General features: G+C 72.4%; 12 protein-coding genes. 7 read left to right on the top strand and 5 right to left on the bottom strand.

The genetic code is table 11. The features are described from left to right. Window positions 1-71 precede the first annotated feature (71 nt). The 7 genes from E4623_RS02480 (at window position 72) to E4623_RS02450 (ending at window position 8,577) form a co-directional block, all read left to right on the top strand. Entirely contained in the window at window positions 72-3,008 is a 2,937-nt protein-coding gene (locus tag E4623_RS02480; RefSeq protein ID WP_209020510.1) for a Na+/H+ antiporter subunit A, read from the top strand. Further along, window positions 3,008-3,442, top strand: a complete 435-nt coding sequence (locus E4623_RS02475; RefSeq protein ID WP_134764915.1) for a Na(+)/H(+) antiporter subunit C — start codon at window positions 3,008-3,010, stop codon at window positions 3,440-3,442. The genes E4623_RS02480 and E4623_RS02475 overlap by 1 nt, the downstream gene beginning before the upstream one ends. A 70-nt stretch (window positions 3,443-3,512) precedes the next feature. After that, entirely contained in the window at window positions 3,513-5,198 is a 1,686-nt protein-coding gene (locus E4623_RS02470) for a Na+/H+ antiporter subunit D (protein WP_245154794.1), read from the top strand. Further along, a complete protein-coding gene (locus E4623_RS02465) occupies window positions 5,195-5,773 on the top strand; it encodes a Na+/H+ antiporter subunit E (RefSeq protein WP_134764914.1) in 579 nt (192 codons plus the stop codon). Before E4623_RS02470 ends, E4623_RS02465 begins: the two co-directional genes overlap by 4 nt. Next, window positions 5,770-6,081: a monovalent cation/H+ antiporter complex subunit F gene (locus E4623_RS02460; RefSeq protein WP_209020454.1), complete on the top strand. Its 312-nt coding sequence runs from the start codon at window positions 5,770-5,772 to the stop codon at window positions 6,079-6,081. The genes E4623_RS02465 and E4623_RS02460 overlap by 4 nt, the downstream gene beginning before the upstream one ends. After that, window positions 6,078-6,467, top strand: coding sequence for a monovalent cation/H(+) antiporter subunit G (mnhG, locus tag E4623_RS02455; protein WP_134764913.1), 390 nt, complete (start codon window positions 6,078-6,080; stop codon window positions 6,465-6,467). Before E4623_RS02460 ends, mnhG begins: the two co-directional genes overlap by 4 nt. 124 nt (window positions 6,468-6,591) lie before the next feature. Beyond that, window positions 6,592-8,577, top strand: coding sequence for a TIGR03960 family B12-binding radical SAM protein (locus E4623_RS02450; RefSeq protein WP_134764912.1), 1,986 nt, complete (start codon window positions 6,592-6,594; stop codon window positions 8,575-8,577). A gap of 9 nt (window positions 8,578-8,586) precedes the next feature. Here the strand turns inward: E4623_RS02450 and E4623_RS02445 are convergent, their stop codons facing one another. The 5 genes from E4623_RS02445 to E4623_RS02425 form a co-directional block, all read right to left on the bottom strand. Beyond that, window positions 8,587-9,090: a hypothetical protein gene (locus E4623_RS02445; protein WP_134764911.1), complete on the bottom strand. Its 504-nt coding sequence runs from the start codon at window positions 9,088-9,090 to the stop codon at window positions 8,587-8,589. A 14-nt stretch (window positions 9,091-9,104) separates the two neighbouring features. Further along, window positions 9,105-10,202 (bottom strand): hypothetical protein, encoded by a 1,098-nt coding sequence (locus tag E4623_RS02440; protein ID WP_134764910.1) that lies wholly within the window; start codon window positions 10,200-10,202, stop codon window positions 9,105-9,107. Next, on the bottom strand, window positions 10,195-10,530 hold the full coding sequence (locus E4623_RS02435; RefSeq protein ID WP_134764909.1) for a hypothetical protein: 336 nt from the start codon (window positions 10,528-10,530) through the stop codon (window positions 10,195-10,197). Before E4623_RS02435 ends, E4623_RS02440 begins: the two co-directional genes overlap by 8 nt. Window positions 10,531-10,563: 33 nt before the next feature. After that, entirely contained in the window at window positions 10,564-11,562 is a 999-nt protein-coding gene (locus E4623_RS02430) for a hypothetical protein (protein ID WP_134764908.1), read from the bottom strand. 102 nt (window positions 11,563-11,664) lie between these two features. Further along, window positions 11,665-12,402 (bottom strand): DUF4190 domain-containing protein, encoded by a 738-nt coding sequence (locus tag E4623_RS02425; RefSeq protein ID WP_134764907.1) that lies wholly within the window; start codon window positions 12,400-12,402, stop codon window positions 11,665-11,667. Window positions 12,403-12,435: the final 33 nt, after the last annotated feature.

Genomic DNA, 12,435 nt, shown 5'->3' with positions numbered 1-12,435 from the left:
CGCCGTCCTTGTAAACTCATCCCCGGGTCGCCGGGAGCGCCGGCGACCTCCTCGCGCGCTCGCCCACCGTCCTGGGCCGCGCGTCCGTTCGACCTCTGGAAGGCCGACCCCTGCTCGCTCTCGTCCTGGCCCACGGCGTTGCTGCGGCTGTCGCGCCCGGGTTGGTGCGGTGGCTGGGTCGTCGCGCCTTCCTGGTGCTCGCCCTCGTCCCGCTCGTCGCGGTGGCCTGGGCCGTCACGCAGAGCACCGAGGTGCTCGACGGCGGCGTCCTGACCGAGACGACGCGGTGGATCCCCTCGCTCGGGTTCGGGGTCGACCTGACCCTCGACGCGCTGCGCTGGCTGATGGTCCTCGTCGTCGCCGGCGTCGGGGTGGTCGTGCTGGCCTACTGCGCCTGGTACTTCGAGGACGGCGCCCCCGGGCTGGTCGGCTTCGCCAGCAGCTTCTCGGCGTTCGTCGGCGCCATGCTCGGGCTCGTCCTGTCCGACAACCTGCTCCTGCTGTTCGTGTTCTGGGAGCTCACCACCATCTCCTCGTTCCTGCTGATCGGGTTCGACCCGACCAACCGGGCGAGCCGGCGGGCCGCCATCCAGGCGCTGCTCGTCACCACGCTCGGCGGGCTGGCGATGCTGGTCGGGATGCTGCTGCTGGGCCACGAGGCCGGCTCGTTCTCCCTCGCCGAGATCGTGGCCGACCCGCCGTCCGGCACCGCGACCACGGTGGCCGTCTGGCTGGTCCTGGTGGGCGCGCTGAGCAAGTCCGCGATCGTCCCGTTCCAGTTCTGGCTGCCCGGCGCGATGGCGGCGCCCACCCCGGTGAGCGCCTACCTGCACGCGGCGTCGATGGTGAAGGCCGGGCTGCTCCTCGTGGCGCTGCTCGCCCCGGCGTTCGCCGACGTCCCCGGCTGGCGTCCGGTGCTGCTGACCCTCGGCGTCGCGACGATGATCTCCGGCGGCTGGCGCGCCCTGCGCCAGATCGACGTCAAGCTGCTGCTGGCGCACGGCACCGTCAGCCAGCTGGGCTTCCTGCTCGTCCTGCTGGCCATCGGCAGCCGCACCGCCGCCCTGGCCGGCACGGCTCTGGTGCTGGCGCACGCGCTGTTCAAGTCCACCCTCTTCCTCACCGTCGGCATCGTCGACAAGCTCGCCGGCACCCGCGACCTGCACGTCCTCAGCGGCGTCGGACGTCGGATGCCGGTCCTCGCCGTCGCCGCCGCGCTGGCCGGCGCCTCGATGGCCGGGCTGCCGCCGCTCGTCGGCTTCCTCGGCAAGGAGACGATGTGGGCCGCGCTCGTGGAGCTCACCCACGCGGGCAACCCGGTCGGCGTCGCGCCGTGGGCCGGCTGGCTGCTCGTCGTCGGCGTCCTGGTCGGGTCGAGCTTCACCGTCGCCTACACCGCCCGCTTCCTGTGGGGCGCCTTCGCGACCAAGCCCGACGTCGCGCCCACGCCGCTCGCCCCCCTCGCCGTGCCGTTCGCGGCGGGACCGGTGCTGCTCTCGGCGCTCGGTCTCGGTCTCGGCCTCGCCGGCGCCGCGCTCACCTCGGCGTTCGACCCCTACGTCGTGCAGCTCGCCGCGGGCGACCACGACGAGTACCTCGCCCTCTGGCACGGCCTCGAGCTGCCCCTGCTCCTGACCGCCACCACCCTGGCCGCCGGACTCGGGCTCTTCGCGGTGCGTGACCGGCTCTGCGCGTTCCAGCAACGCGTCGAGCTGCCGATCTCGGGCGGCCGCGTCTACCGCGCGATCCTGCGCGACATCGACCGGCTGGCCGTCGAGGTCACCGGCACGGTGCAGCGCGGCTCGGCGGCGGCGTACCTCGCGATCATCCTGCTGGTGCTCGTCGCGGGCCCCGGGACCGCGCTCGTGCTGGCCCTCCTCGACGGACCCGACCTCCGCGTCGTCGCCTGGGACGGCTGGGGCCAGCCCGTCGTGGGCCTGGTGATGATCGTGGCGGCGGTCATGACGGTGCGCTCGCGCCGGCGGCTGCGCGCGTTCATCCTCGCCGGCGTGACCGGCTACGGCTGCGCGCTGCTCTTCGTGCTGAACGGCGCACCCGACATCGCGCTGACCCAGGTCCTGGTCGAGACGGTCGCGCTGGTCGTCGTCGTCCTCGTGCTGCGGCGGCTGCCCGACTACTTCACCGACCGGCCGCTGCGCCCGATCCGCTACGCGCGGATGGCCCTGGCCGCGGTCATCGGCGCCGTCGTGTCGGGGATCCTCGTCGTCGCCGGGAGCTCGCGCACCACCGAGGCCGTCTCGACGGGGTTCGCCAAGGCCGCCTACGAGTTCGGCTACGGCCGCAACGTCGTCAACGTGACCCTGGTCGACATCCGGGCGTGGGACACCTTCGGCGAGATCTCGGTGCTCGTCGTCGCCGCCACCGGCGTCGCGAGCCTGATCTTCCTCGACACCCGCAGCGGCGGCGTACGACGGCTGGCGGAGGCCGACCCGCAGGCCGTCGAGACGACGGGTGCGCCCGGCGCGACCCGGGTGCGCCGGATCTGGCTGCCGGCGCCCGGCACGCTGAGCCCGGACCGTCGCTCGATCGTCTTCGAGGTCGTGACGCGGCTGGTCTTCCACAGCATCATGGTCTTCTCCGTCTACCTGCTCGTCGCCGGGCACAACCTGCCCGGCGGCGGGTTCGCGGCCGGCATGGTCGCCGGCCTCGCGCTGATGGTGCGCTACCTCGCGGGCGGTCGCTACGAGCTCGCCGAGGCGCTGCCCGTCGACGCCGGGGTCATCATCGGCACGGGCCTCTTCGTCGCCGCCGTCTCGGGCCTCGGCCCGGTCGCCTTCGGGGGCGAGGTGCTGCAGACCGCCGACGTCTACGTGAGCCTGCCGCTGCTCGGTGAGCTGCACCTGGTCTCGTCGGTCGGCTTCGACATCGGCGTCTACCTCGTCGTCATGGGGCTGGTGCTCGACCTGCTGCGCACCTTCGGCGCCAACCTCGACCGTCAGATCCTGCGGGCCCAGCGCGAGGCGGAGAGCCAGGAGGTGGACGCCTGATGGAGGTCAACCTGACCCTCGTCCTCGTCGCCGGCGCCCTCGTCGGCTGCGGTGCCTACCTGCTGCTCGAGCGCAGCCTGACCCGGGTCCTCGTCGGGCTCGTGCTCCTCAGCAACGGCGTCAACATCGCCCTGCTCTCCACCGGCGGCCGGGCCGGCGACGCCCCGTTCTACGGCTCCACCGCGGTCGACGACATGTCCGACCCGCTGCCCCAGGCGATGATCCTCACCGCCATCGTCATCACCCTCGCCACGCTCGCGTTCCTGCTGGCCATGGCCCACCGCAGCTGGCAGCTCACCGGCCACGACGACGTCCAGGACGACACCGAGGACGCTCGCATCCGCCGGCTCGCCGTCGACGACGCGACGTCCGACAGCTACGGACTGACCGCCGACGGCCAGGACGACGACGACCCCCGGCAGGAGGGCTCCTGATGGACCACCCCACCCGGGTCCCGACCTCCTGCGCCGTGCCCGTCCGACCGACAACCGTCCGGGGACCCCGATGACGATCACCTCCCTCGTGCCGCTCCCGGTGCTGCTGCCCCTGCTGGGGTCGGGCGCCGCGCTGATGCTGTTCCGCTACCCGAAGGCGCAGCGGCTGGTCAGCGTCGTCGTCCTCGCGGCGGTGGTGGTCGTCGCCGCGGTCCTGCTCGTCGTGGTCGACCGCGAAGGCCCCCAGGTCGTCTGGCTCGGTGGCTGGAACGAGCTCGGGGTCGCGCTGGTCGCCGACCGCCTGGCCGCGCTGATGCTGCTGGTCTCGGCGATCGTGACGCTCGCCGTCCTGCTGTACTCGCTCGGGCAGGGCATCTCCGACAGCAACCGCTCGGCGCCCGTCTCGATCTACCACCCGACGTTCCTGACCCTGGTCGCCGGCGTCAGCAACGCGTTCCTCGCCGGCGACCTGTTCAACCTCTTCGTCAGCTTCGAGATCCTGCTCTTCGCCAGCTACGTCCTGCTCACCCTCGGCGGCACCGGCGGCCGCATCCGCGCGGGCACGATCTACGTCGTCGTCAACGCGCTCTCCTCGATGCTGTTCCTCATCACGATCGCCGCGATCTACGCCGCGGTGGGCACGCTCAACCTCGCCCAGATCGCCGTCCGCCTCGACGACCTCCCCGACTCCACGCAGCTCATGCTGCACCTGCTGCTGCTGGTGACCTTCTCGATCAAGGCGGCGGTCTTCCCGCTGTCGCTGTGGCTGCCCGACAGCTACCCCACCGCGCCCGCGCCGGTCACCGCGGTCTTCGCCGGCCTGCTCACCAAGGTCGGCGTCTACGCGATCATCCGTACCGAGACGCTCCTCTTCCCCGGCGGTGAGCTGCGCACCCTGCTGATGGTCTTCGCGATGGCCTCGATGCTGATCGGCATCCTCGGCGCGATCGCCCAGTCGGACATGAAGCGACTGCTGTCCTTCACCCTGGTCAGCCACATCGGCTACATGATCTTCGGCATCGGCCTGGCCAGCGGTGCCGGCATGGCGGGCGCGGTGTTCTACGTCGCGCACCACATCACCATCCAGACGGCCCTGTTCCTCGTCGTCGGCCTCATCGAGCGGCAGGCCGGCAGCACCGCCCTGCTCCGGCTCGGCGGCCTGGCGCGGCTCTTCCCGCTGCTCGGCGTGCTGTTCTTCGTCGCCGGGATGAACCTGGCCGGCATCCCGCCGCTGTCCGGCTTCATCGGCAAGGTCGGCCTGCTCGAGGCGGGCATCGCCGACGGCGGCGCGATGGCCTGGACCCTCGTCGTCGCGGGCACCGTGACCAGCCTGCTCACGCTGTACGCCGTCGCGAAGAGCTGGTCGCTGGCGTTCTGGCGCTCCCCGCAGGAGGCGCACGCGATGGCCGAGGAGCTGGCGGTCGCCGACGGCGTCCAGACCGCCGGCTCGCCCACCGTCGGGCGACGCGGCCAGGTGCGCCTCGACACGACGTCGTACGACGCGGGCGAGGTGCGCGAGGCCGGCGCGATCGTCGACGGCGACCGGCCCGACCGCGACCTGCACCAGCGCCTCGAGGACGACGGCATGCCGACCCGGCTGCCGGTCCTGATGACCGCCCCCGCGGCCGCCCTGGTCGCCGTCAGCGTCGGCATCACGGTGGTCGCCGGCCCCCTCTACGCCTACACCGAGCGGGCCTCGCTCGACCTGATGGACCGCGGCCGCTACACCACCGCGGTCGACGAGGCCGCCCGGTGAACGCCGCGCGCCGGCGCCGGGTGTCCCAGCGCGCCCGCCGGCACGTGCAGTGGCCGATGGTGCTGTGGCTGACGCTCGTGTGGTGGGTGCTGTGGGGCACGTGGTCGGCGATGTCGCTCGTCGGGGGCGCCCTGGTCGCCACCGCCGCGCTGCTGCTCTTCCCGCTGCCGCCGCTCGACCTCGACGTGCGGGTCAGGCCGGTCGGCACGCTGGTGCTCGTCGGACGCTTCCTCGCGGACGTCGTCGTGGCGAGCCTGCAGGTCGCCTGGACGGTCCTGCGGCCCCCGCGCGACCTGCGCAACGCGCTCGTCCGGGTCCCGCTGCGCAGCGAGTCCGACCTGGTGCTCGTGATGGTGGCCGAGCTCGTGTCACTGGTGCCCGGCACCGTCGTGGTCGAGGTGCACCGCTCCTCGTTCACGCTCTACCTGCACGTGCTCGACGTCCGGTCGGCGGCGGACGTGGAGCCGGTCCGCGAGCGGGTCTGGGCCCAGGAGGCGCGGGTGCTCGCGGCGCTCTCGCCGCGTCCGGCCGAGCCCGTCGCCGAGCCCGCGGGTGGGGCGGAGGAGGCGCCGTGACCGCCGTGCTCGTCGTCGCCGCCGTCGTCCTCGGGATCGCGGCCGTGCTCGTCGTCGTCCGGATGGCGATCGGCCCGACCATGCTCGACCGCGCGATCGCCTTCGACGTGATCATCGCGATCTCGATCGCCGCCGTCTCGATCGACGCGGCCCACCGCCGCACGGCCGAGAACCTGCCGCTGCTCCTCGTGGCCACCCTGCTCGGCTTCGTCGGCTCCGTCAGCCTCGCCCGGTTCAGCCCCGGCAGCGACGACGTCGAGGAGTCCGACGACGACTCCGACGACCCGACCGCCGAGGAGGCGCGATGAACGACGTGCTCGACGTCGTCGGCGCGGTCTGCCTGCTGCTCGGCTCGCTGCTCAGCCTGGTCGCTGCGATCGGCGTCCTGCGGCTGCCGGACCTGCTCACCCGCATGCACGCGGCCACCAAGCCGCAGGTGCTGGGCCTGGTGCTCGTGGTGCTCGGGCTCTCGCTGGTGCTGCGCTCGCCGTCGGCCGCGGCGCTCGGCGTCGTCGTCGTCCTCGCGCAGATGGTGACCGCCCCCGTCGCGGCGCACATGGTGGGCCGGGCGTCGTACCGGGCCGGACAGGTGCGCGACGACCTCCTCGTCGTCGACGAGCTCACCGGCGAGATCGACCCGGACCTGGGCCGTCGTCCGGGTGCCGGCTGGCCCGAGGTCGACCCCCCGCGCTGACCGACCCGCCCGCGCCCGACCCTCCCGCCCGCGCCGCCCGCGCCGACCCGTCAGCTATCGGGGACGGGTCGGCGCCGTGGTGAGGAATCGGAGCAGTCGGGGAGGCGCTCGTAGACTGGAACCCATGTCCGCCAGCGTCTTCCCCCGTCTCGAGCCGCACCTGCCCTCGGTCTCCAAGCCGATCCAGTACGTCGGCGGCGAGCTCAACTCCACGGTCAAGGAGTGGGACTGCGGCGCGGACACCGAGCCGGGCGAGACCGTGCGCTGGGCGCTGATGTACCCGGACGCCTACGAGGTGGGCCTGCCCAACCAGGGCGTCCAGATCCTCTACGAGGTGCTCAACGAGCGCGACTGGATCCTCGCCGAGCGCACGTACGCGGTCTGGCCCGACATGGAGGCGGTGATGCGGACCGGCGACGCGCTCGGACCGATCCCGCAGTTCACCGTCGACGCCCACCGCCCGGTGCGCGACTTCGACGTGTTCGGCCTCAGCTTCTCCACCGAGCTGGGCTACACCAACATGCTCAACGCCCTCGACCTCGCCGGCATCGCGCTGCACGCCGCCGACCGCACCGACGCCGACCCCGTCGTCCTCGCGGGCGGTCACGCGGCGTTCAACCCCGAGCCGATCGCCGACTTCGTCGACGCCGCCGTCCTCGGTGACGGCGAGGAGGTCGTCCTCGCGATCTCCGAGGTCGTGCGCGAGTGGAAGCTCCAGGGCCGGCCCGCGGGGGAGATGGCGTCCGGGCGCGAAGAGCTGCTGCGCCGGCTCGCCGTCACCGGCAACATCTACGTGCCGCGCTTCTACGACGTCTCCTACGCCGACGACGGCGCCATCACCGCCGTCGTCCCGAACCGGCCGGGCATCCCGCACCGCGTCACCAAGCACACGCTGATGGACCTCGACGCCTGGCCCTACCCCGCCAAGCCGCTGGTGCCGCTCGCCGAGACCGTGCACGAGCGGTTCAGCGTCGAGATCTTCCGCGGCTGCACCCGCGGCTGCCGGTTCTGCCAGGCCGGGATGATCACCCGGCCCGTCCGCGAGCGGTCGATCGAGACGATCGGCGCGATGGTGGAGAACGGCATCCGCCAGACCGGCTTCGAGGAGGTCGGCCTGCTCTCGCTGTCGAGTGCCGACCACACCGAGATCGGCGAGGTCGCCGCCGACCTGGCCGACCGCTACGAGGGCACCAACGTCTCGCTGTCGCTGCCCTCGACCCGGGTGGACGCCTTCAACATCACCCTGGCCAACGAGTTCTCCCGCAACGGACGCCGCTCCGGACTGACGTTCGCGCCCGAGGGCGGCAGCGAGCGGATGCGCAAGGTCATCAACAAGATGGTGACCGAGGAGGACCTGATCCGGACCGTCGCGACGGCCTACTCCCACGGCTGGCGGCAGGTGAAGCTCTACTTCATGGTCGGGCTGCCCACCGAGGAGCTCGAGGACGTCCTCCAGGTCGCCACGCTCGCCAAGGCCGTCATCGCCAAGGGGCGCGAGGTGACCGGCCGCAACGACATCCGCTGCACGGTCTCGATCGGCGGTTTCGTCCCCAAGCCGCACACGCCGTTCCAGTGGGCCGCCCAGCTCGACGTCGAGACCACCGACGACCGCCTCAAGCAGCTGCGCGACATCGTCCGCGACGACAAGCGGTTCGGCCGCGCCATCGGCTTCCGCTACCACGACGGCAAGCCCGGCATCATCGAGGGCCTGCTCTCGCGCGGCGACCGCCGCGTCGGCCGCGTGATCGAGGCCGTGTGGCGCGACGGCGGCCGCTTCGACGGCTGGAGCGAGCACTTCTCCTACGACCGCTGGATCGCCGCGACCGAGACCGGGCTGGCCGGCACCGGCGTCGACCTCGCCTGGTTCACCACCCGCGAGCGCGGCTACGACGAGACCCTGCCCTGGGACCACCTCGACTCCGGCCTCGACAAGGACTGGCTCTGGGCCGACTGGGAGGACGCCCTCGCGGTCGCCGACGGCACCTCCGACGTGGAGGTCGAGGACTGCCGCTGGACGCCGTGCTACGACTGCGGCGTGTGCCCCGAGATGAACACCGAGATCCAGATCGGCCCCACCGGACGCCGGCTGCTGCCGCTCGCCGTCGTCTGAGGGACAGCCTCAACGGGCGCCGTTGGCCCAGACCAGGGCCAGGTTCCAGAGGTGGTCCTCGATGAGCTGCTCGGCCGCCTGCCCGGCGGCCGAGCAGAACTCCTCCTCGCTGGACCGCCTCGCCGTGCCCGGGGCGACCGACGCGGTCCAGGTGAACAACCCGACCGCGGCCAGCCCGACCGCGCCGTCGTGCGACACTCCCCGCGCGACGATGTTGTCGCGTGCCTCGCGCCGCTCGCTCTGCGCGGGGGTCCGGGGGGCGCCCTCACCCCGGACCTGGCGGCCCAGCTGCTCGCTCTTGAACCGGTAGTACTCCTGCATGCGCGCCACCCAGAGCAGCCGGCCGAGCTGCGCGAGCTTGTCGGCCAGCCGGTCGTCGGTGGTGTAGGCGTAGTAGCCGGAGGCCAGGCTCACCGTCACGCGGGTGCGGCCGTGCAACGTCGCCGAGGCCGTCTCGTCGGGCGTGGTCGCGGAGACCACCAGGGTGTCGAGGTGGCGACCCATCTCGCTCATCACGGGCCTCGCTCTCAGTCGGGCTTGCCGAAGTGGTCGTCGTCCTGGGCGTTCCCCGGGGTCGTGTCGGCGAGCGCCGGGCGCGGCAGGGAGAACTCGTGCACGGTGGCCTGCGAGTACGTGTGACCGCTCGTGGGCGCGCCCACGTTGGGATACCGCGGCAGCGGCGGCGAGTCCTCGGAGGGGGCGGTGTAGCCGCTGATGAGGTCGGTCAGGCTGCGGATCTTGTCGCGGATGAAGATCTCGTTCTCGATCCACTGCAGCTTCATGTCGGCGACCGCCTGGCGCAGCGACACGGCGATGTCGGCGGGGGTGTCACCGCTGATGTCGAGCTCCTTCTTCGGCTCGGCCGGGTAGCCAACGACCGCCCCGGTCACGCCGATCGCCGAGCCCGCGATGGCCCAGTACAGCGCGGCCGACGTGCCGCCGGTGAAGGGGACGGCGGCGACCGCGACGACGGCACCGATGATGCTCAAGGCCAGCACGGCGTCGGCGGCGCCCTTGCCGCCCTCGTAGTCGTCGAGCGCCGAGTTGGTCTCGTCGATGAGGTCCGAGACGTCCTTGCGCGCCTGCTTCCACATCTCCCCGGCCGCGAGGAGGGGGGAGCGCAGGCTGACGATCGCCTCGAACTCGTTGTGCGCCACCCGCTCCAGCGGCGGGATGAAGTTCGACTTGAAGGCGTCGGCGGCGATCCCGTTCCAGTCGGCCAGGTAGGTGGGGACGCTCTGGAGCTTGTCGAAGGAGGCGGACGGTGCGTACTCGGTGCCGCCGGAGATGTCGGTGTGGCCGCTGGGGCCGGACATGATGCTCAGCGCGGGGTTGAGGGACTGGGCGGTGGAGAGCAGCGTGCCCGGGTCGGGCAGGTCGGCCAGCTCGTCGAAGAGCTCCTCGATGTCCTCGAACCAGGAACGGATCTCGCCGTACCACTGGTCGCTGTAGACCTGGAGCTCGCGTGCGCGGCGTTCGTTGGTCCAGGCGTGCGCGTCGTCGAGCGACCCGTCCTCGGCCGCGGTCTCGAACGCGAGCATCGCCTGGTGGCGGGTCTCCAGCTCGGCGAAGCGGTCGACGAGCGTGGTCGCCTCGCCGCGGACGTCTCCGTAGTTGTCACTCATAGGGGATCGCCGCCTGCCGCTCCTTGAAGTCCTGGGCGACGTCGGCGTCGGTGGAGGTGAAGGTGTCGATGCAGATCCGCATGGCCGCCGCGCTGTCGTCGAGGCTGCTCGCGTTGGTCGTGAGCATGCCGACGATCTGGTCGCGCAGGTAGGACCAGTCGCTGTAGAAGCCGGAGCTCCCGAGCCCGATGCCGGCGGGCCGGTCCAGGGCGTCGGCCGCGTCGCACCCGCCGACGGTCGAGGCCGCCTGGGTGTGCGCCTGGGCCATCTCGGTGCACGACTGCTCGGCGAACCAGAGGTCGTGCAGGTCAACGACAAGGTCGGCCATGGGTGGTGCCTTTCTGTGACGGCGGCTGCAGGCTCAGCTGAGCTCGACGGTGAAGGTGAGGGCGAGTTCGTCGGTGGCGGGGGCGCTCCCCGGACCCGAGTCGCGGGCGAGCGCGACGCTCTGGGTGATCTCGAGGGTGGCGGTCTCGGCGCGGGGGACCTCGGCGGTCACGGTCGCGCTCCACCCGCCCTGGGGTGTCTGCGCCGCCTCCCCGAGGACGACGGCCGCGGTGCGGTCCAGGCTGACCTCGGTGTCGGTCCCGGTGACGCGGTACGACGCCACGGCCCCGCCCGCGGGTCGGTGGAACGTGGAGGGCGTCAGGGTCACGTCGGCCACCAGGAAGGTCGTGCCGGCGTCGGCGACCCAGCCCCGGCCGGCGACGTAGGGCACCGAGGCGACCGCCGGCACCGCGCACGTGACGGTGAACTGGAGGCCGTCCCCGGCTCGTCCGGGCCCCTGCGCCGGGCAGTCGCCGCGCAGGGTGGGCGTGTCGGTGTAGAACCCGTCGGCGGGCCCGGGCGCCCGCTCGCCCGTGGTGAGGTCGAAGGTCTGGGTCAGCCCGTCGTAGTCGACCGCGAGCCGTCCCGCGTCGCCGTCGACCGGGACCCAGGCGACACCGTTGGCGGTGCCGTCGAGCTCCGGGGGGCCGAGCAGCGTGACGTCGAGGTCCGACCCGCCCCGGTCGACGGTGACGGTCGCGACCTCGGGATCGGTCCCGTGCAGGACCGGGCCGAACTCCGGAGCGGGGCCGGCCGGCTCCCAGGCGAGCCCGACGTACTGCGTGTCGTCGTCGGCCGGCGCGTCGACGTCGTCGGGCAGGTCCGTGACGGGCTCCCCGACGGTGAAGGTGAAGGCGCCGCTGGGCACGACGACGTCGAACTCGACGCCCTCGACCGTGGTGGTGTCCGTGCCGAGGAGGACGGTGGAGCCACTGTCACCCGAGGGCTCCGGCGACTCGTCCCCGCACCCGGCGGCCAGCCCGGCCACGAGGAGCGGGACGACGACGAGTCGACGCATCGACGAAGGTGCCATGTCGTCGTGTCTCCTCGTGCCAGCCCGGTCCGGTCCCAGGACTTCTTCTCCACGCGGGGGCGGGTGAAACCTGGCGGCCGCGTGGAGCCGGCCGGGGGTGGGTCAGAGGATCGGCTCGGTGAGGTCGGCGCCGCCGCCGTCCTCGGCGTAGCAGATGAACTTGTCACCGGTGGAGATGTCGGCGGGGTCGTCGATGACGGCGTTGATCCGGTAGCCGCCGTCGGTCAGGGTCGCCGCGTCCTCCGGGTCCAACCGGTCGACGCAGACGTTGCCGGCCTCCGACTCGAGCGCGCTGGCGTCCTCGCCGGCCTTGCCGACGTAGACGATCTCGGCCTCGTGCTTCTCGTCGCAGTCCTTCTTCGACATGCTGACGTTGTCGTCGTCGTCGGTGTCGACGTTCACGCACTGGCCGGCCTCGGCGTTGTCGGGCGTGACGACGGTCTTCGCGGCGATCACGACGGCGACGATGATGCCGGCGAAGGCCAACGTGCCGAGGACGCCGATGATCGCGGCGGAGATCGCCGCCCAGCGGCCCTTGCGCTTGCCGCCCTTGGTGCGACCGAGGCCGATGAAGCCGAGGACCGCGCCCACGACGGAGAGGCAGCAGGTCAGGCTGAGCACGAAGCCGGTGATCGAGACGGCGTCGGTCTTCTTCGGGGCCTCGCCGTAGGGGTTCGGGGCGCCGCCGCCGTACGGGTTGTCGTACCCGCCACCGGCGTACCCGCCGCCGTAGCCGCCGTAGCCCTGACCGCTGCCGGGCTCGGAGCCGTAGGGCTGGCCCTGGTTCGGCTGGCCCTGGTTCGGCTGGCTCGGGTTGTAGGGGTCGTAGGGGTTGCTCATCGTGGTTCCTCGGGGTCCGGCGGTCGGCCCGGT

Origin of the sequence: Nocardioides sp. 1609 (assembly GCF_004522105.1) — a bacterium.
In the GTDB taxonomy this organism is placed as follows: domain Bacteria; phylum Actinomycetota; class Actinomycetes; order Propionibacteriales; family Nocardioidaceae; genus Nocardioides.
Note: the sequence above shows the minus strand (reverse complement) of the source record. Positions and strands in the feature narration are given on the sequence as shown.